Genomic DNA, 19,522 nt, shown 5'->3' on the forward strand with positions numbered 1-19,522 from the left:
CCCCACCACCCCACGGAATGCCAGCTTTTGCTGTTGCCTTTGCCTTGGCTTGAAGCATCTGCAGGTGCAGGGCGCAGCCCTGCCGAACCCCCTTACCGCAACTGGCTGTCCTTGCTGCCGCGCCGGTTGTAGCCACTCTGCGCCTGTTCCTCTTCGTCGTGCGCTTGCTGGCAGTTCACGCACAGCCGAACCCCAGGCACTGCCTGACGCCGCGCCAACGGAATCGGCGCGTCGCATTCCTCACAGTGTTCCAGACCTGGGCCCTGGCGCAGCTGGCGCCGCGCGCGGGCAATCGCATCGTCGACGGTGGCGTCGATCTGGTCCTGGACCGCGCCATCTCCGGCCCAACCGGTAGCCATGGCCATCCTCCGCAGGGGTGTCGCCTGATATGGGGACAATACACCCCGCCGCAATCGGCAGCGCCGGGCCATGCCCGGCGGACGCTGCGGCCGGTTCAGCGCCGCCTTACCAGACCAGGTCGTCGGGAACCTGGAACTGGGCGTAGTAGGCGTCGTCCTCGGCGTTGCCGGTGGAAATCTCGGCGCTGGAGCCGGGCGTTCCATGGTCGACAACAATCGCTTCCGGGGCGCGCTCACGCACTTTTTCAGCCGCCGCGCGCGGCAGCACCGCGTAGCCGTCGCCGTGGGCCACGATGACCAGCACGCCCACCGACAGCGCCTTGCGCAGCTTGGTATCGATCAACAGGGTGCGGATCACCGCGCCATCGCTGAAGCGGTACTCGTCCTCGCCTTTGTGCGGCACGGCGTGGGCCGCGATGATCTGTTTCGCCTGCGCCTTCTGTTCAGCCAGCTTGGCCTGCGCGTTGCGTTCGGCGGCCAGCGCGCGGTCGCGCTCGACCTTCTCGGCGCGAGCGCGTTCAGCTTCACGCTGGACTTCCGCCGACGTCGATTCGGCCTTGCCCTGGCGGGCCTTGGCCTGTTCACGCGCGGCGGCGCTGGCCTGCGACTTCTTGGCCAGGCCGGCCTTGAGCAATTGTTCCTGCAGCGCGTTGGGCTTTGCCATGGTCGATACGTACCGCGTGTAATCTGGATGCCCCATTCTACCGACGCGCCGACGCCCCTGCATGGCTGTACTGAAGTACCTCACCGGCTACCCCGAACCCCTGGTCGCCCAGGTCAGCGACCTGCTGGCACAGGGCAAGCTCGGCCCGTGGCTGCAGCAGCGCTACCCCGACCCGCATGAGGTGCGCAGCGACCGCCAGCTGTACGACTACACCCAGGACATGAAGGACCGCTACCTGCGCAAGTCGGTACCGCTCAACAAGGTCTGCTACGACAACACGCTGGAGGTCATCAAGCACGCCCTGGGCACCCACACCGCCATTTCCCGGGTGCACGGTGGCCGGCTCAAGGCCAGCCGCGAGATCCGCATCGCTACCGTGTTCCGGCAGGCGCCAGCCGCCTTCCTGCGCATGATCGTGGTGCATGAACTGGCCCATCTGAAGGAGGCCGACCACAACAAGGCCTTCTACCAGCTGTGCCAGCACATGGAGCCCGATTACCTGCAGCTGGAGTTCGATACCCGGCTGTACCTGACCGAGCTGGCCAACCGTGGCCAGCGCTGAGCCGGCGTAGCGGCTACACTGCGCGCCCCCTGCCCGACCTTTCGCCATGGAACCGACCCGACTCGACAAACGCCTGTCCGCCCTGCTCGGCATCCCGCGTGGTGAAGCGCGGCGCTATATCGAGGGCGGCTGGGTCAGCGTCGATGGCGAGGTGGTGGAACAGCCGCAACGCCCGGTGGACGAGAGCGCCAGCATCGTGGTGGCCGAGCAGGCCAGCGACAGCAAGGCCGAGCGCGCCAGCATGCTGCTGCACAAACCGGCAGGCGTACCGGCCGACGCCCTGTGCGCGCTGATCCGCACCGAGACCCGCAGCGAGCTGGACGCCAGTGACATCCGTCCGCTGCAGCGGCACTTCCATGGCCTGCAGCTGGCCTCCTCGCTGCCGGCCGACGACAACGGGCTGGTGGTGGTCAGCCAGGATCCGGCGGTGCTCGCGCACCTGCAGCGCAACCTGGGCCGCACCGAACAGGAGTATCTGGTCGAAGTGGCTGAAGGCGGCCCGGAACGTGGCCCATGGCTGATGGCCCGGCTGCAGCATGAAGCCGGCGGCCCCAAGGTCAGCTGGCAGAGCGAGCAGCGCCTGCGCTTTGCAGGCAAGGGGCTGACTGCGAAGGGGCTGAGGACTGCGGTGACGGCTGCCGGCCTGCAGGTTGTGGCGGTGCGCCGCCTGCGCATTGGCCGTGTGGCGCTGGGTCCGCTGGCCGTGGGCCAGTGGCGCTACCTGGGCAGCGACGAGCGGTTCTGAGTCACGGCGCTTCATCCACGCATGGCGTGGATCTACTGATGGTGTTTCATCCACGCATGGCGTGGATCTACCATCGACGTCATGAGTCTGCGCAAACCCCTATGGCGACGCCTGCTGCGCGTCGCCGCGATCATCATCGCCGCCCTGCTTCTGCTGGTCCTGTCCGGCCTGCTGCTGGCCGACCACCTGACCCCACAGGCGCGCGGTGAAGCGTCGCAGGTCCTGCCACTGCAGCCTGCGCAGACGCCCATCGATCGACAGATCATGCCGCTGCAGGCTGCCCATCCGGGGCAGTCGGGCGTGGCCTTCCTCAGCGATGGCATGGATGCGTTCGCCGCCCGCGCGATGATCACCGAACATGCCGGCCGCAGCCTGGACCTGCAGTACTACATCTGGCACGACGACCTGATCGGCCACCTGATGGCCAAGGCGCTGTACGACGCTGCCGAACGTGGCGTGCGCGTGCGCATCCTGCTCGATGACATGAACGCCAAGGACAAGGATGCGCTGATGATGGCGCTCGATGCGCATCCCAACATCGAGCTTCGCCTGTACAACCCGTTCCGCAACCGCAGCGGCATCGCCCGCACGCTGGAGCTGGTGCAGCGCGCCTTCAGCGTGAACCACCGCATGCACAACAAGAGCTGGATCGCCGATGGACGCATCGCCATCGTGGGGGGCCGCAACATCGGTGAGGAATATTTCAGCGCGCGCAGCGACGTGAATTTCCAGGACCTGGACCTGGTGGTGGCCGGCCCGGCCGTGCAGCAGGCCAACCAGATCTTCGACGACTACTGGAACAGCGACGCGGCGATTCCGATCTCGGCGCTGGCGACCTACACCGATGCGCAGCTGCGCCAGCTGGTACGCCAGTCCGATCTGGACGCGCTGCATGCGCAGGCGCAACCGTACCTGCAGCGCGTGGCCGAGTCGCGCCAGCGCCAGCGCGCCAGCCCCGAGCCGCTGCACTGGAGCACGCAGGTACGGATCGTGTCCGATCCGCCGATGAAGCACCACGGCGATGCGCACGACGACTGGCTGGTCACCGAGCTGGTCCGGCAGCTGCAGTCGACGCGCTACAAGGCCCTGTTGATCTCGCCGTACTTCGTGCCGGGCAGCGAAGGGGTGGACGGCCTTTCGGCGATGGCCGGCCGTGGCGCCCAGGTCGGCGTGGTGACCAACTCACTGGCGGCCAACGATGTGGCCGCCGTGCACGGTGGCTACATGGGCTACCGGGTGCCGCTGCTGAAGGCCGGCGTGCAGCTGTACGAACTGAAGGCGAGCGGCCAGAGCGGTGACGGCAGCCTGTTCGGCAGCAGTGGCGCCAGCCTGCACACCAAGGCATTGCTGGTCGACGACCAACGCGGCTTCGTCGGATCGTTCAACCTCGATCCGCGGTCGGCCTATCTCAACACCGAGATGGGCGTGTTGTTCGACGACCCGGTACTGGGTGCGCAGCTGCGCGCGGAATACCTGCGCCTGGCCAGCCCGGAACACAGCTGGTGGCTGGCACTGGGCGCTGATGACGAACTGCGCTGGCTGCAGCGCGAGCCACCACCGCACTGGGTCGAAGCCGAGCCCGGCAGCAGCCTCGGCAAGCGCTGGACGGCGCGGGTGATCAGTTGGTTGCCGCTGGAATCCCAGCTGTAACGATCAGCGGGCGGGCCCTTCGCCATCGCCGTGCAGGCTCTCGTCCAGGGTCTCCACATTGCGCCCGTGCAGGCGCCGCCAGATCCAGCGCAGCGCGTGCGGCGGCGCTGCCGGCAACTGCTCCAGCAAGGCCAGCATGCGGCCTTGGCTGGCATGCCCGTGCCGGCACAGCAGGCTGGCCGCCGCAGCGGCACTGGCCAGGCGCAGGCTGTCGGCCAGCGCACCGTCAGCGTCAGGCGCCAGGGCCTGATGCACCGGTTCGGGCAGTTCCCAGGCGGCAGCCACCCGCTGTGCCAGCGGTAGTGACCATTGCTGCAGCAACTGCAGGGCCAGCGCGGGCTCCACCTCTTCGCCGCGCGCCTGCGCTTCCTGCAGCAGTTGCCGCATCACCAGCGCCGCGCCCAGGCCCTGCACCAGGCCCAGCCATTGCGCAGCGAAGGCATCGCCGAAGGTGACCGTGCGCGCGTGGTCGGCGGCCGCGCGCGAAGCCAGCAGCGCGTGCTCCCAGATGATCGAACTGAACTGCGGGAACACCTCGCACTGCACCTGCATCACCGGCTGCACCAGCACTGCGCTGATGATCTGCCGCACGCCTTCGGTGCCGACCAGGGTCACCGCCCGCTGCAGGCTTTCCACGGGCCGCTCGTGCACCTTGTAGGCCGGGCTGTTGGCGATCCGCAGCAGGTTGCCGGTCAGCACCGGATCCTGGCCGATGATCGCCGCCATCACCCGCGCCGATGCAACGTCGTCATTGACCGTCTGGATCAGCTGCGGCAGCAGTTGCGGGCGCCGTGGCAGCTGCCGGGTGGCCCAGTCGCGGTCCTGCAGCGCGCGGTCCACCGCCTCGGCCAGACCCGATGCGCTGACCTCGGCGGGCTCGCCGGCCAAGCGCGGATACAGGGCCAGCGCATGCAGTCCGCGCTGCAGGTGAGCGGCAACCTCGGCCGCGGGCAAGGCGTCACCCTGCAGGCTGGCCGCCGCCGCAGCCACGGCCTGGCGGGGGGCTGCGGCCAGGCGTGCCGGGGCCTGCCCGCTCAGCCGCGACAGCCAACGGAGCACGGATCGCCACCACGCTGCGGTCATCGCCGCCCATCCTGTCGTTGTCCTGCTGCTGCCACTGCCTGCGCCTTCATCACATCCGGCCACCTGCCGTCGTCGCAGCATCGGCCGCACTTTCATCTTCTTTAACCCGGGCGCCTCCGGTGTCGACGGCATATCCCGGGCGAATGGACTAGAATGGCGCCGCGCGACCCGTCCCCCTGTACCGACGACGTCGCTTTTTTTGTTTTCGGACCCTACCGTTCATTGGCAGTTCGCCGCAGTTCACCGCAGATCGCGCCATCGGAGACCCCATGCTATTCGAAACCCTCGCAACCACCGGCCACGAACAGGTGGTGTTCTGCCACAACCAGGATGCCGGCCTGCGGGCGATCATCGCCATCCACAACACCACCCTGGGCCCCGCCCTGGGCGGGGTGCGCATGCGCCCCTACGCCAGCACCGACGATGCGCTGGCCGATGTGCTGCGGCTGAGCCGCACGATGACCTACAAGAATGCGCTGGCCGGTCTCAATGTCGGTGGCGGCAAGGCGGTGATCATCGGCGACCCCAAGGTCGACAAGACCGAAGTGCTGTTCCGCGCCTTCGGCCGCTATGTCGATTCGCTGGGCGGTCGCTACATCACCGCCGAGGATGTCGGTACCGACGTCAACGACATGGAGAACATCTACCTGGAGAGCCAGTTCGTCACCGGCGTGCACCAGGTCCATGGCGGCTCGGGAGATCCGGCCCCGTTCACCGCCTATGGCGCGCTGCAGGCGCTGATGGCCTCGATGCGCTTCAAGTTCGGCCATGAGGAAGTGGGCAAGACCAGCATCGCGGTGCAGGGTCTGGGCCATATCGGCATGGAACTGGTGAAGCTGCTGCGCGACCGTGGCGCCAAGCTGTATGTCACCGATCTGGACAGCGCGCTGGTGGATCGTGCGGTCAGCGATTTCGGCGCCGAGGCCGTCAAGCCGGACGAGATCCACGAAGTGAACGCCGATGTGTTCGCGCCGTGCGCGCTGGAAGGCGCGATCAACGCCGACACCCTGCCGCGGATCAAGGCGAAGATCATCTGTGGCACCGCCAACAACCAGCTGTCCAGCCTGGAGATCGGCGACGAGCTGCATGCGCGCGGCATCCTGTATGCGCCGGACTACGCGGTCAACGCCGGTGGCGTGATGAACGTGTCGCTGGAAATCGACGGTTACAACCGCGAGCGCGCGATGCGGCTGATCCGCAGCATCTACCACAACCTGACGCGCATCTTCGAACTGTCGCAGCGCGAGAACATCGCCCCGCAGCGCGCCGCCGACCGGATCGCCGAAGCGCGCATCCTGTCGATCGGCAAGCTGAAGATGCCACTGGGCCGCAGCACGCCGCGCCTGGGCAATCTGCGCGGCGGCTGATCGCCGCCCTGGCGGACCGGGCGCGTGCCGACCGTGGGTCGGCACCGCCGGATAGACGCGCCGGGCAAGCCCGGCGCCATGATCAGAAGCCCGTGCTGTAGCGCAGCGCCGCCTGCCGGGCATCATTGCCACCCACGCGCTGGTCGATACCCAGGCTCAGGCGGCCATTGCGGCCCCACCACGATTCCAGCGCCAGGCCGAACAAGGCACTGCCACGCGGCGCGTCGACACCGGCCAACGGCGCCCAGGCATCAACGCCGACGAAGCTTGCCTGCCAGCCCTGCTCACTGCCATCCAGCCGTTGCTGCCATTCGGCATGGCCGCGCAGGGTCCAACGCCCCCACTGCCGCTCGCCACGCAGGCCCGCCAGCATCTGGCTGCGCTGTGCACGTGACGCCTCCCCGCGCAGGCCGAAGCCGAAGCCCCCCTGCTCGCTGAAGCCGTCGGTATCCAGGCGCGTGCTGCTGGCCCCCAGGTACGGGGTGAACGATGCACGGATGCGGCCGAAACGATAGCCGCCTTCGACGCTGGCACTGCTGAAACGCCCGCCGTAGCGCGCGGACACACCGTAGGCACCGGCGCCCAGCAGCAACTGGCGGTCCAGCTCACGGGTGAACTGGCCGGTACCGAACTGGGCCAGGGCATAGCCACGTCCCAGGTTCCAGCCCGCATACAGCTGCGCCTGCGTCTGGCGATCGCGGCCACGATCACCGCTGAAGTTGCTGCCACCGTTGCTGCGCGTTTCGCCGAAGGCCATGCCGAGCAGACCGTTGCTGCCCAGTGCCACGTCCTGGCCGGCCATCCAGCCCTGGCTGTCGGCGGCGTTGCCGGCAAAGCTGCCCTGCCCGGCTTCGCCCAGCGCGCTCTGCCAGGCGCCACGCAGCTTCGGCGCCGCCTGCACGCGGTCGAAGCGCTCGGCAACCGCACGGCGCGACATGTCCACGCTGTCGAAGGTCGAGGCTTCGGCACGCGCATGCGCCTGTCCGGACAGGCTCTCCAGGCTCGCCGACAGGCCATCGGTGCCGCCCGCCGTACGCTGCAGCGCGCCGGCGGCCGCGCCGAATGCCGAACCCTGCAGATCCGCATTGCGGTCCAGCGCGGTGAATGCCGACGCCACCCGCAGTGCCGACGCCTGCGCATTGGCGCCCAAGCCCGACGCGGCAGCGGAAACGTTGACCTGGGTCAGGTCCATCCACGCATCGTTGCTGCCATAGCCGTATTGTGCCTGCAGCAGGGTGAGGCCGTTGGCCCCGGTGTTGGCCACCGGCGTGGTGAACGTACCGTTGATACCGCCGTTGGCATGGATCAGGCCCTGGCGGCTGCCAACCTGCGGCACGTAACCGGAAACGATGCCATCGACCACCACGCCACCGGCCAGGCGTGCAGTGCCGGTCACCTGCAGCGGGTTCACACCCAACGCGACGATCAGCTGTGCATCCGGCCGCTGGGCGTAATTGCCTTCGATGGTTGCGGTGGTATTGGCGTTGACCAGCACCACGCTGGCGCCGTTGTCGACGTTGCCGATCACCCGCGGCGTGCCCGGCATGAACTGCAGGCCGGCCATCGAAGCACCGCCGGCACCAGAGATGCTGACGTTGGAACGGATCACTGCCCCGCCGCGCAGGGCCAGGCTGCCGCGCTCGATGCGGGTGGCGTCGCTGTAGCTGTTGTTGCCGCTCAGTTCCAGCCGGCCATCGCCGCGCTTGACCAGGCCGCCAGCGCCGGCGATGTCGTTGCTCCAGATCGAGCCAGAGGAAGCCGCATCGACATTGACGGTGACATCGCCCCAGTCGAAGCGGCCGGGACCGTTCACCGCCTTGCCGACATTGAGCATGCCGTAGCCGTAGATCGGATCGACGCCCGGCGCCCCGATGTCGGTGGCGGTGCCTAGCAGGGTCTGCCGCACCAGGTCGTTGTCGAAGTACGGGTAGCGCTGCCAGACCAGCGCCGCGGCACCGGAGATCAGCGGCGCGGCGAAGGACGTGCCGTAGTTCCACAGGTATTTGCCGGTACCCGGCTCCGGGAACACCGCGCTGCCGGGAGCGGTCAGGCAATAGCGTGCGGCGTCGCCACAGGCATTGGCCCACGGTGCACGCTCACCGGGCTTGTTCGGATCGATCGCGGTGGCCACCAGCCAGCCCTTCTCCAGGTCGGCTGCCGGCAGCGATCCGCCGACGCCTCGCTGGCTGGGCAGCGCGGCCACGCTGCTGGGCTGGTCGCGCCCCTCGTTGCCGGCGGCGAACACCACCAGGCCACCGTGATTGATGATGAAGGGGCGGTATTCGCCAGCGACCTGCGCGGTGGTGCCGAGGTCGGTCCAGTACAGGCCGCCCCAGGAATTGTTCATCACCTTCACGCCGTAGTTGATCAGGTCCTGGTGGACCCCGGCCACGCCCAGCGTGCCGCTGAAGGAATTGCCCTTGCCACTGCCGTCATCCTTGGGCGTGGTGTCGGAAATGATCCGTGCCGAGACGATCTCCGCCCCCGGTGCGATGCCGCCCGGCCAGACGCCCACCGATGCACCGGCAGCCAGGCTGGCGACGGCCGTGCCATGGCCAAGCACGTCATCGACGTTGAGATTGTTGCGGCTCGGGTCGATGTAGTTGAGGTTGGCCACCACCCGCCCGTTCAGCGCCTCGGCACTGCGCAGCACGCCCGAATCGACGATGCCGATGCGCACGCCACGGCCGGTCGCGCCCGTGGCCAATGCGGCACGCGCGTTGGTCTGTGCCAGATGCGCATCCACAGCCGGCTCCAGCGGCCTGGCAGCGGGAGGCGGGGTGACCGGTGGGGTGACCGGCGGCGTGGTCGGAGGCGGGTCGATGCGCACGTTGCTGCCGCCGCCTCCACCGCCACACGCCGACAGCGCCACCGCCAGCGCCGATGCCAGGACCGACCTTCCCATCGTCTTACGTTCCATCGTTTCCTTCCCATGAACGTTGGCCTGCCGCCATCCGGGCAGGCATCCAGTACTGCCCAGCGGCAGTCTTTGCCGACCCTCTATACTGGGCCGACCCCCACGCAGTCTGCCGGGAAACGGCGCCGTATCCAACGCCCGTCGTCTCCTTTCCGAACATTGCTCACGCATCAACGAGATTGCCATGTCCAACATCGTCATCGCCGCCGCCAAGCGCACCGCCATCGGCTCCTTCCTCGGCCAGTTCAACGGCGTTCCGACCCCGACCCTCGGCGCGGCCGCCATCGCCGCCGCGCTGGAACAGTCGGGCGTGCCTGCCAGCGACGTCTCCGAAGTCCTGATGGGCTGCGTGCTGCCGGCCAACCTCGGCCAGGCCCCTGCCCGCCAGGCGGCGATCGCCGCCGGCATTCCGCTGTCGGTCGGCGCCACCACCCTCAACAAGGTCTGCGGTTCGGGCATGAAGGCCATCATGCTCGGCCATGACCTGATCAAGGCCGGCTCGGCCAAGGTCGTGGTCGCCGGCGGCATGGAATCGATGTCCAACGCCCCGCACCTGCTGCCCAACTCGCGCACCGGCAACCGTTTCGGCAACTTCCAGGCCGTGGACCACATGGCCCACGACGGCCTGGTCAATGCCTACGACGGCAAGGCCATGGGCGAATTCGCCGAATGTGCCGTGGACAAGTACCAGTTCACCCGCGAAGAGCAGGACGCCTACTCCATCGAATCGGTCAAGCGCGCACAGGCGGCCCAGGCCAACGGCGCCTTCGCCGACGAAATCGTTGCGGTGAAGGTCGCCACCCGCAAGGGTGATGTCGAGGTCGCCAGCGACGAACAACCCGGCCGCTCGGACATTGCCAAGATCCCGACCCTGCGCCCGGCCTTCAAGAAGGACGGCAGCGTGACCGCCGCCAGCTCCTCCAGCATTTCCGATGGCGCTGCCGCCGTGGTCCTGCTGACCGAAGAAGATGCGGCCGCACGCGGCCTGCAGCCGCTGGCCCGCATCGTCGGCCATGCCACCCATTCGCAGGAACCGGAGTGGTTCACCACCGCCCCGATCGGCGCCATCCACACCCTGCTGGCGAAGACCGGCTGGTCGCTGGACCAGGTCGATCTGTTCGAAATCAACGAGGCCTTTGCCGTGGTGGCGATGGCACCCATGCGCGAACTGGGCATCCCGCACGACAAGCTCAACGTGAATGGCGGTGCCTGCGCGCTGGGCCATCCGATCGGTGCCTCCGGCGCACGTCTGGTGGTCACCCTGGTCAACGCATTGCGCACGCGCGGCGGCAAGCGCGGCATTGCCACCCTGTGCATCGGCGGCGGCGAAGCGACGGCTATCGCCATCGAGTTGATCTGAAAGGGTTTAACGTCTATTTCGCAAAAATGAATGCGGGATCGCTTGACACCCAATCTTGGCTTGTCATCATGTTGTCGGCGCGCAGCATGCGCGTTGCCTAATTCTAACGACGAGGATTTACACAATGAGCATCAACAAGCTGCTGGTCGCGATGTCCCTGGCTCTGGCCCTGGCCGCCTGCTCGAAGCAGGAAGCTGCCCAGGACGCCGCTGCTTCGGCCAACCAGGCCGCCACCGAAGCCCAGGCTGCTGCCGACCAGGCCGCCGCTGCTGGCGCCCAGACCGCCGACGCTGCCCAGCAGGCCGCTGACACCGCCGCCACCGCTGCTGACGCTTCGGTTGACGCCGCTGCCCAGGCTGCTGGCGCTGCCACCGACGCTGCTGCCGGCGCTGCTGCCGACGCTGCCAAGGCTGCTGAAGGCACCGCCGAGAAGGCCAAGGACGCTGCTGAAGAAGCCAAGAAGTAATAACTTCTTTCTTCAAGCTGTTCTGAAGAAGCCGCTGGTTCGCCAGCGGCTTTTTCTTTGCACGCCATTCCGCGCGCAGGTCACCACCACGTCTTCACAACGGTATGAATAGGCTGGCGTCCCCATCCATTGCAGTACCGGAGACCGCCATGAAGATTCGCCCGCTGACCACCACCCTGCTGGCCGCCTCCCTGCTGCTCGCACTGGCTGCCTGCAAGGGCCCGGAAGCCGAACAGGCCAAGCAGGATGCCGCGCAGGCCGCCGACAGCGCCGGTGTTGCCGCACGCGATGCCGTCGACAAGGCTGCCGCAGCCACCCGTGACGCCGCCGACAAGACCGCCGCCGCCTCCGAGCAGGCTGCCGCCGACACCCAGCAGGCGCTGGACAGCGCTGCCGCCGCGACCGCCAACGCGGCTGACAAGGCCAAGGTCGCAGCGACCGATGCCGCCGCGCACGCCAGCGACGCCACTGCCGATGCCGCGCAGAAGGTTGCCGACAAGGCTCGCGACGTGGCCGACGATGCCAAGGCCACTGCCGCCAAGGAAGAAGCCAAGCACTAAGGCCTACGCGTTCGCCGGGCATGGCCCGGCGCTACCGGAAAAGCCGAGCACGGGCTCGGCTCTACAGGAAAAGCCGCGGCATCGCCGCGGCTTTTCTGCTTTCTGCTTTCCGCTTTTCGCTTCTTCTGTGATTCCGTGCTGGACGCGCACGGAAACCGTCCAAGGCCGCGCGGGTGGGCTGCGCAGGGGCGTAAGCGCCATGGATGGCGCGCCCGAGCCTACATGGACGTATTTACGGCGCCCCCTGCGCAGCCCACCCGCGCGGCCCTGCCCATTCCTCCTGCATCACCCAGCGCGAGGGGCTCCGCCGTTGGCCGTCACCTACGGCAGCGCGCGCGCCAGCATCCCCGCCACATCCAACCCCGCCGGCAGCGTGCCGAATGCCAACCCATGTTCGCCCTGCAGCCGGCTGCGGATGAACGCTTCGGCCATCGGGCTTCGTGCACGCAGCAACAACGCCGCCTGCAGCAGCAGGGCCGTGCGTTCGCAGAACACCCTCGCCTGTGCCTCCTCCGGTGCCGCCGCATCGTGCCAACGCTGCAGCGCCGCCGCATAGCGCGCATCACGGTCGGCCACCGCCTCCAGCTCACCCTGCAGTGCCGCCAGCACCTCCGGTTCGCGCGCCAGCGCACGCAGCACATCCAGGCACTGGATGTTGCCGCTGCCCTCCCAGATCGAATTCAACGGCGCCTGCCGGTACAGCCGCGGCAACATCGATTCCTCCACGTAGCCAGCACCGCCCAGGCATTCCTGCGCTTCGTTGACGAACGCAGGCGCACGCTTGCATATCCAGTACTTGCCCAATGCCGTCCCCAGCCGCGCGAGCGCGGCCTCGACCGGATCGCTGCCGGCCTGATCGACCGCGCGCGCGATACGCATCGCCAGCACCGTGGCGGCTTCCGATTCCAGCGCCAGATCGGCCAGCACGTTGCCCATCAGCGGATGGTCCATCAATGGCTTTCCGAAGGTGCGACGATGCCGCGCGTGGTGCAGCGCCTGCGCCAGCGCCATGCGCATTTCCGCCGCAGCGCCCAGCATGCAGTCCAGCCGGGTCATCATCACCATGCCGATGATGGTGGCGACGCCGCGCCCCTCCTCGCCCACCCGCCAAGCCTGGGCACCGCAGAACTCCACTTCGCTGGAGGCGTTGGCCCAGTCGCCCAACTTGTCCTTCAGGCGCATCAGGCGGAACGCATTGCGATCGCCATCGGCCAGCCGCCGTGGCATCAGCAGGCAGGTCAATCCGGCCGGCGCCTGCGCCAGTACCAGGAAGCCATCGCACATGGGCGCAGAGAAGAACCATTTGTGCCCGATCAACCGATAGCGCTCGCCATCGATGGGTTCGGCGCGGGTGGTGTTGGCGCGCACGTCCGAGCCGCCCTGCTTCTCGGTCATGCCCATGCCCAGGGTGATGCCTGCCTTGTCGGCCACCGGCACATCACGCGGGTCGTATACCGGTGCGGCGGCCTTGCGCGACCACTCGCCCAGATGCGGCTGCCCGCGCAGCACGGCCACTGCGGCATGGGTCATGGTCAGCGGGCAGCTGGTGCCGGCTTCGGCCTGGTGGTGCAGGTAGCTCAGCGCAGCGCGCGCGACATGGGCGCCGGGCTGTGGCTCGTGCCAGGACAGCCCGGCAACGCCGTGCTCCTTCGCCGTCTGCATCAGCTGGTGGTACGCCGGATGGAATTCCACGGTATCGATGCGATGGCCCTGCGCATCATGGGTGCGCAGGCGTGGGCGGTCGCGGTTGGCGTCGAAGCCGATGCGGTACAGCTCGTCGCCGGCCAGTCCTCCATACACCGCCAGGCGTGGCGCGAAGGCTGCCGCACCCTCGCGCTGCACGGCCTCCATCAGCGCGATGTCGTCGGTCCACAACTGGCGACCGGCGAACGGTGGCGGCTGGTTGAGCACCACGTGGGTTTCGTAGGGAGCGCTGCTGTTGAAGCTCGGTCCACTCATCGGTTCCTTCCCCGCCGGCAAGAGGTGTGCGGCCCGATTGTGCCGTATCGCCCGGCAACCCCGCGTTCAGGCCGATTCTCGCCGCGTGCACGACCGCCACGCCACAGTGACGGCATGGCAGGCAATGACGATCTGGTGGTACTGCGGCCGGAAGGGCTGTACTGCGCGGCAGGCGATTTCCATATCGATCCCTGGCGGCCGGTGCCGCGTGCGGTCATCACCCATGGCCATGGCGACCATGCGCGACCCGGCATGGGCGAATACCACTGCAGCACCGGCAGCGTGCCGATCCTGCGCTGGCGCCTGGGCGATGTGCCGCTGCACGCGCATGCCGAGGGCGTGCCGTTTGCCTTGGGCCGGGTGCAGGTATCGCTGCATCCGGCCGGGCACGTGCTCGGCTCGTCGCAGGTGCGCATCGACGACGGTGAGCAGGTCTGGGTGGCGTCTGGCGACTACAAGCGCCAGCCCGACCCCACCTGCACCCCGTTCGAAGTGGTGCCCTGCGATACCTTCATCACTGAAGCCACATTCGCGCTGCCGATCTATCGCTGGCCCGATACCCGCGCCGTGGCGGCCGAGATCGCCGCCTGGCGTCGCGAGTGCGCGCAACGCGGGGAAGCGGCCGTGCTGCTCTGCTACGCGCTGGGCAAAGCGCAACGCGTGTTGGCCGAGCTGCGCGCGGTGGATGACCAGCCTGCCTGGCTGCACGGTGCCATCGCCAATGGCGTTGCCGTCTATCGCCAGGCCGGTGTGCCGATGCTCGATACGCTCACCGTTGCCGAACAGGGACGTCAGCCCGATGCCGCAGGCCAGCTGATCCTGGCGCCGCCCTCGGCCGCCGGCACGCCCTGGCTGCGCCGGTTCGGCCGCCACCAGCTTGGTTTCGCCTCGGGCTGGATGCAGTTGCGCGGCAATCGCCGCCGACGCAATGTCGACCGCGGCTTCGTGATCTCCGACCATGCCGATTGGCCAGCACTGCTGCAGACCATCACGCAGACCGGCGCACGCAGGATCATCGCCACCCACGGCAACACCGATGCGCTGATTCCGTACCTGCGCGAACGCGGCATTGCCGCCGAAGCCTTCCGCACCGATTTCGGAGGCGAGGAATGAAGGCCTTCGCCGCGCTGTACCAGCGGCTGGATCGCAGCACCGCGACGCTGGACAAGCGCGCGGCGCTGATCGACTACTTCCAGCACGCACGTCCGCACGACGCGGCGTGGGCGCTGTACCTGCTCAGCGGTGGCAAGGTGGGCGGCGCGCGCCGCAAGATCGCAGGCAGTGGCGAACTGCGGGCGTGGATCGCCGAAGAATCCGGACTGCCGCCATGGCTGGTCGAGGACAGCTACGCGCAGGTCGGCGACCTTGCGGAGACGCTCACGCTGCTGCTGGATGATCCCGCCAGCGAAGGCGAGGATCGCGCCCTGGCCGACTGGATCGAACAGCACCTGCTTGCCGTCGCCAACCAGCCAGAGCCCGTGCGTCGTGCCGCTGTAGTCGAGGGCTGGCGACAGCTTGCATCGGCCGAACGCCTGGTCTTCAACAAGCTGCTGACCGGCGCACTGCGCGTTGGCGTATCGCAGCGCGTGGTGCAGCAGGCATTGGCCGAGTGGTCCGGGCTGGACATCGCCCGCATCGCCCAGCGCATGCTCGGCGATTGGGTGCCCTCCCCCGGCCTGCTGGCCACGCTGCTGTCTGCCGAAGAACTGCCGACCGATCGCCAGCAGCCCTATCCGTTCTTCCTGGCCTCGCCGCTGGAAGGTGAGCCCACCGAGCGGCTGGGCGACATCGGCAACTGGCTGCTGGAATGGAAGTGGGATGGCATCCGCCTGCAGTTGCTGCGGCGCCAGGGTGAGGTGGCGTTGTGGTCGCGCGGCGAAGAACGGCTGGACGGTCGCTTCCCGGAGATCGAACTGGCCGCCGCCTCGCTGCCCGACGGCTGCGTGCTGGATGGCGAGCTGCTGGCATGGGATGACGCCGACAATCTGCCGCGTGCATTCACCGCGCTGCAGACCCGCATCCAGCGCCGCAAACCCGGCGCCGCCACCCTGCGCAACACGCCGGTGCGCGTGCTCGCCTACGATCTGCTGGAACGCGACGGTGAGGACCTGCGTGCGCTGCCGCTGCAGCAACGTCGCGCGCAGTTGGCCGAGGTGGTCGGCGCGCTCGGCGATCCGCGCATCCAGCTGTCGCCGGAGGTGCCCGCCGACGATTGGCAGCATGCCGCGCAGCTGCGCGAAGCATCGCGCGAGCGCGGCGTGGAAGGGCTGATGCTGAAGCGCCGCGATTCGATCTACCAGTCCGGGCGCCGTCGTGGCGACTGGTGGAAGTGGAAGGTCGAACCGCTCACCATCGATGCCGTACTGCTGTATGCGCAGGCGGGTCATGGCCGGCGCAGCACGCTGTACACCGATTACACCTTCGGGGTCTGGGACGGCGACACGCTGGTTCCCGTGGCCAAGGCCTATTCCGGGCTGGACGACAAGGAAATCCTCGCCCTCGACCGCTGGATCCGCGCGCATACCCGCGAGCGCTTCGGCCCGGTGCGCAGCGTCAGCGCCGAGCAGGTGTTCGAACTCGGTTTCGAAGCCGTCAACCGCAGCGCGCGGCACAAGTCCGGCATTGCCGTGCGCTTTCCACGCATCCTGCGCTGGCGCCACGACAAACCGGCTGACGAAGCCGACCATCTGGCCCAGTTGCAGGCGCTGGCGCGATGAAGCGCAGCGATGCGCTGCAGCGCCTGAACGACTGGTTCGGCAGCCGCGGTTGGCGCCCCCTGCCCTTCCAGCGCGCGATGTGGCGCCACTATCTGGCCGGAGAATCCGGCCTGCTGCACACCCCCACCGGCAGCGGCAAAACTCTGGCCATGTTCGGCGGCCCCTTGCTGCAGGCGATGCTCGACCCGCCCCCCGCACCGCGTCGCGCCAGCGCGGTACGCCCGCTGCAGGTGCTGTGGGTGACACCGCTGCGGGCGCTGGCCAGCGATACCGCACGCGCGCTGCAGGCGCCGATCGATGGCCTTGGCCTGGGCTGGCGCGTGGGGCTGCGCAGCGGCGATGCCAGCAACCGCGACAGGCGCCTGGCGCGCGAAGGTCGCATCGATGTGCTGGTGACCACACCGGAGTCGCTGGCGCTGCTGCTCAGCTATCCCGACACTCTTGAGCGCATGCGCCAGTTGCGCTGCGTGGTGGTGGACGAATGGCACGAACTGCTGGGCAACAAGCGCGGCGTGCTGCTGCAGTTGAACCTGGCGCTGCTGCGTGCGGCGGCGCCCGCGATGCAGCTGTGGGGGCTGTCGGCAACATTGGGCAACCTGCCGCAGGCACGCGACGTACTGCTGCCGCACCGGCCACAGTCACCGATCGTGGAAGGTGCACGGCAACGTCCGGTGACGATCCGCAGCCTGCTGCCCGAACCCGGCGAACGCTTTCCATGGGCCGGGCATCTTGGCCTGGCGCAACTGCCGCGCGTGCTCGATGCAGTGTTCCGCGCACGCAGCAGCCTGCTCTTTACCAATACCCGTGCACAGGCGGAACTGTGGCACCAGGCCCTCGCGGCGGTGTGGCCGGAAGATGCCGGCACGCTCGCCCTGCACCACGGCTCATTGGATCCTACGCTGCGCCAGCAGGTGGAAGACGGACTGCGTGCCGGCACGCTGCGGTGCGTGGTGGCCACGTCCAGCCTGGATCTGGGCGTGGACTTTCCGGAAGTGGACCAGGTGCTGCAGCTGGGCAGTCCGAAGGGCGTAGCCCGCCTGCGGCAGCGGGCCGGGCGTGCGCGCCATCGGCCCGGTGCCAGCGGTGAAATACTGTGCATTCCCAGCCATGCGCTGGAACTGGCCGAGTACGCGGCGGCCCGACGCGCGCTGCATGACGGGGTGATCGAAGCACGCCGTCCTCCCACCTTGTCACTGGATGTATTGGCCCAGCACGCAGTGAGCCGCGCGCTGGGTGGCGGCTTCGATGCCGATGCACTGCTGCAGCAGGTTCGTGGCACGCATGCCTTCGCCGCGCTGGAGGACGGGCAGTGGAATGCCGTGCTCGACTTCATCGTGCAGGGCGGACGTGCGCTGTCCCGGTATCCGGAGTTCCACAAGGTGGTACGCGATGCCGAGGGCATCTACCGCATGCCCGATCGCCGCCAGGCGCTGCGCCATCGGCTGTCGATCGGCACCATCAGCAGCGACGGCAGCGTGCGCGTGCAGTTCCTGCGTGGCGGCAGCCTGGGCGCGGTGGAAGAGCAGTTCGCCAGCCGCCTGCGCCGGGGCGACCGCTTCCAGTTTGCAGGACGCCTGCTGGAGCTGGTGCAGCTGCGCGACATGACCGCGTTCGTGCGCGTGGCACGCGGCGGTGGTGATGGCGTGGTGCCGCGCTGGCAGGGCGGGCAGCTGCCGTTGTCGATGCCACTGGGACGCGAACTGGAAAAGGTGCTGTCAGGCGCCGACCAGAGCGCGGAGTCGCGCTGGCTTGCGCCGCTGCTGGCGTTGCAGTCGCAGCTGTCTGCGCCGCCATCACCTGGCCACCTGCTGGTGGAAGATGTGCGTCGGCGCGAGGGCCAGTTCCTGTTCGTCTATCCCTTTGCGGGCCGCCATGTGCATGAAGCGCTGGCCGCGCTGCTGGCCCTGCGCTGCACCCGGCAACAGCGCAACAGCATCGGCTATGCGGTGAACGACCATGGCCTGGTGCTCGCTCCGGCGACGCCGGTTCAACTGCAGGAACAGGACTGGCGGGCGATGCTGGATGCTGACGGCCTGCTGCAGGACCTGCGCGAAGCGGTGAACCTGGGCGAATTGGCGCGCCGTCAGTTCCGCGGCATCGCGCGCGTGGCGGGCCTGCTGGTGCCCAGCCTGCCTGGTGGCATGCCACGCTCGCTGCGCCAGCTGCAGGCTTCCGCCGGTCTGCTGCATGACGTGCTGCGCGAGCATGATCCGGAGCATCTGCTGTTGGCATTGGCCGAGCATGAGGTGCTGCACGACAGCCTGGATCTTCCCGGACTGCTGCAGGTGCTGGCAGGCATCGCCACACGTTCGTTGTCGCTGCAGCAGCCATCGTCGCTGACACCACTGGCGTTTCCGCTATGGGCCGAGCGTCTGCGCGGGCAGTTCAGCAATGAAGACTGGCGCACGCGCGTGCAGCGTGCCGCGCAACAGCTGGAGCGCCGCCATGGCCGCTGATCTGCCGCTGCAGCTGGGCGGTGAGTCGATGCTGCTGCTGGGCGGACGGGCGCTGCTGTGGCCGGCGCGTCGCGCGTTGTTGATCGCCGACCTGCACCTTGGCAAGGCGGACGTGTTCCGCCGCGCGGGAATCGCCCTGCCGGCCGGCGGTACCGGCGATGACCTGCAGCGCCTGCAGGACCTGGTGGCCACGCACCACTGCCAGCAACTGTGGATTCTCGGCGACGTCCTGCATGGTCCGGCGCATCGCGCGGCCTGGTACCAGCAATGGCTTGGTTGGCGCGAGCAGCATGCTGCGCTGGACATCCACGTGGTACGCGGCAATCACGACCGTGATCTGCCGAAGGCAGCGCTGCAGGTGCAAATTCATGACGACGCGCGCTTGGGACCGTTCCTGCTGCGGCACGAGCCGCTGGCCGATGCCTCCGCGCACGTGCTGGCGGGCCATGTGCATCCGCAGGTGGCGTTGCCGGCACTGCGTCGGCGCTTCCCCGCGTTCTGGCTGCGCCAGGGCATCACCATCCTGCCGGCGTTCTCGGCATTCACCGCCGGTGTCGTGCCTGTACTGGCACCGGGCGAACAGCTGCTCGCCTGTGTGGAAGACAGCGTGGTGCCGCTGCCGGTTCGCTGACTAGTTGAGGCCTGCGTCGAGGCCTG

The 19,522-nt window shown here is 68.3% G+C and carries 16 protein-coding genes; 11 read left to right on the forward strand and 5 right to left on the reverse strand.

Translation table 11 applies throughout. The features are described from left to right. Nucleotides 1-92 precede the first annotated feature (92 nt). Both AC13GI_RS17120 and AC13GI_RS17125 read right to left on the reverse strand, forming a co-directional pair. Nucleotides 93-359, reverse strand: coding sequence for a DksA/TraR family C4-type zinc finger protein (locus tag AC13GI_RS17120; RefSeq protein ID WP_025879161.1), 267 nt, complete (start codon nt 357-359; stop codon nt 93-95). Between the two features lie 106 nt (nt 360-465). Then, nucleotides 466-1,023: a DUF2058 domain-containing protein gene (locus tag AC13GI_RS17125; protein ID WP_375069744.1), complete on the reverse strand. Its 558-nt coding sequence runs from the start codon at nt 1,021-1,023 to the stop codon at nt 466-468. Nucleotides 1,024-1,084: 61 nt separating this feature from the next. Between AC13GI_RS17125 and AC13GI_RS17130 the strand changes: the two genes are divergently transcribed. The 3 genes from AC13GI_RS17130 (at nt 1,085) to AC13GI_RS17140 (ending at nt 3,980) form a co-directional block, all read left to right on the forward strand. After that, the gene (locus tag AC13GI_RS17130; protein ID WP_059064772.1) at nt 1,085-1,585 is read left to right on the forward strand and encodes a M48 family metallopeptidase; all 501 of its coding nucleotides are present in this window, start codon (nt 1,085-1,087) and stop codon (nt 1,583-1,585) included. Nucleotides 1,586-1,631: 46 nt separating this feature from the next. Then, nucleotides 1,632-2,330: an RNA pseudouridine synthase gene (locus AC13GI_RS17135; RefSeq protein WP_025879164.1), complete on the forward strand. Its 699-nt coding sequence runs from the start codon at nt 1,632-1,634 to the stop codon at nt 2,328-2,330. 81 nt (nt 2,331-2,411) lie between these two features. Further along, nucleotides 2,412-3,980 carry a phospholipase D family protein gene (locus tag AC13GI_RS17140; RefSeq protein ID WP_482996908.1) on the forward strand — a complete coding sequence of 523 codons (1,569 nt, stop codon included), beginning with the start codon at nt 2,412-2,414 and terminating at the stop codon, nt 3,978-3,980. A 3-nt stretch (nt 3,981-3,983) separates the two neighbouring features. On the opposite strand, the gene AC13GI_RS17145 is transcribed toward AC13GI_RS17140, so the two are convergent. Beyond that, nucleotides 3,984-5,063, reverse strand: a complete 1,080-nt coding sequence (locus AC13GI_RS17145) for an HDOD domain-containing protein (RefSeq protein WP_099818952.1) — start codon at nt 5,061-5,063, stop codon at nt 3,984-3,986. Nucleotides 5,064-5,332: 269 nt separating this feature from the next. Here AC13GI_RS17145 and AC13GI_RS17150 point away from each other — a divergent pair, with 269 nt between their 5' ends. Continuing rightward, the gene (locus AC13GI_RS17150; protein ID WP_099818951.1) at nt 5,333-6,430 is read left to right on the forward strand and encodes a Glu/Leu/Phe/Val dehydrogenase dimerization domain-containing protein; all 1,098 of its coding nucleotides are present in this window, start codon (nt 5,333-5,335) and stop codon (nt 6,428-6,430) included. Between the two features lie 82 nt (nt 6,431-6,512). On the opposite strand, the gene AC13GI_RS17155 is transcribed toward AC13GI_RS17150, so the two are convergent. Then, on the reverse strand, nt 6,513-9,350 hold the full coding sequence (locus tag AC13GI_RS17155) for a S8 family serine peptidase (RefSeq protein WP_482996909.1): 2,838 nt from the start codon (nt 9,348-9,350) through the stop codon (nt 6,513-6,515). Between the two features lie 181 nt (nt 9,351-9,531). On the opposite strand from AC13GI_RS17155, the gene AC13GI_RS17160 reads away from it, so the two are divergent. The 3 genes from AC13GI_RS17160 to AC13GI_RS17170 all read left to right on the forward strand — a co-directional run bounded on the left by AC13GI_RS17160 (nt 9,532) and on the right by AC13GI_RS17170 (nt 11,733). Further along, the gene (locus AC13GI_RS17160; protein WP_099818949.1) at nt 9,532-10,707 is read left to right on the forward strand and encodes a thiolase family protein; all 1,176 of its coding nucleotides are present in this window, start codon (nt 9,532-9,534) and stop codon (nt 10,705-10,707) included. Nucleotides 10,708-10,831: 124 nt separating this feature from the next. Continuing rightward, entirely contained in the window at nt 10,832-11,173 is a 342-nt protein-coding gene (locus tag AC13GI_RS17165; protein WP_089236409.1) for a hypothetical protein, read from the forward strand. Between the two features lie 149 nt (nt 11,174-11,322). After that, entirely contained in the window at nt 11,323-11,733 is a 411-nt protein-coding gene (locus tag AC13GI_RS17170) for a hypothetical protein (RefSeq protein ID WP_380658205.1), read from the forward strand. A 321-nt stretch (nt 11,734-12,054) separates the two neighbouring features. Here AC13GI_RS17170 and AC13GI_RS17175 read toward each other — a convergent pair whose 3' ends face one another. Then, a complete protein-coding gene (locus tag AC13GI_RS17175; RefSeq protein WP_482996910.1) occupies nt 12,055-13,692 on the reverse strand; it encodes an acyl-CoA dehydrogenase family protein in 1,638 nt (545 codons plus the stop codon). A gap of 114 nt (nt 13,693-13,806) precedes the next feature. On the opposite strand from AC13GI_RS17175, the gene AC13GI_RS17180 reads away from it, so the two are divergent. The 4 genes from AC13GI_RS17180 to pdeM are packed head-to-tail and all read left to right on the forward strand — an operon-like array spanning nt 13,807 to nt 19,496. Further along, a complete protein-coding gene (locus AC13GI_RS17180) occupies nt 13,807-14,805 on the forward strand; it encodes a ligase-associated DNA damage response exonuclease (protein ID WP_099818946.1) in 999 nt (332 codons plus the stop codon). After that, on the forward strand, nt 14,802-16,409 hold the full coding sequence (locus AC13GI_RS17185) for an ATP-dependent DNA ligase (protein ID WP_482996911.1): 1,608 nt from the start codon (nt 14,802-14,804) through the stop codon (nt 16,407-16,409). The genes AC13GI_RS17180 and AC13GI_RS17185 overlap by 4 nt, the downstream gene beginning before the upstream one ends. Further along, entirely contained in the window at nt 16,406-18,865 is a 2,460-nt protein-coding gene (locus AC13GI_RS17190) for a ligase-associated DNA damage response DEXH box helicase (protein ID WP_482996912.1), read from the forward strand. The genes AC13GI_RS17185 and AC13GI_RS17190 overlap by 4 nt, the downstream gene beginning before the upstream one ends. After that, nucleotides 18,855-19,496 (forward strand): ligase-associated DNA damage response endonuclease PdeM, encoded by a 642-nt coding sequence (gene pdeM, locus AC13GI_RS17195; RefSeq protein ID WP_482996913.1) that lies wholly within the window; start codon nt 18,855-18,857, stop codon nt 19,494-19,496. Before AC13GI_RS17190 ends, pdeM begins: the two co-directional genes overlap by 11 nt. The last annotated feature ends 26 nt before the right edge of the window (nt 19,497-19,522 follow it).

This window comes from Stenotrophomonas sp. 82F1, assembly GCF_056861525.1.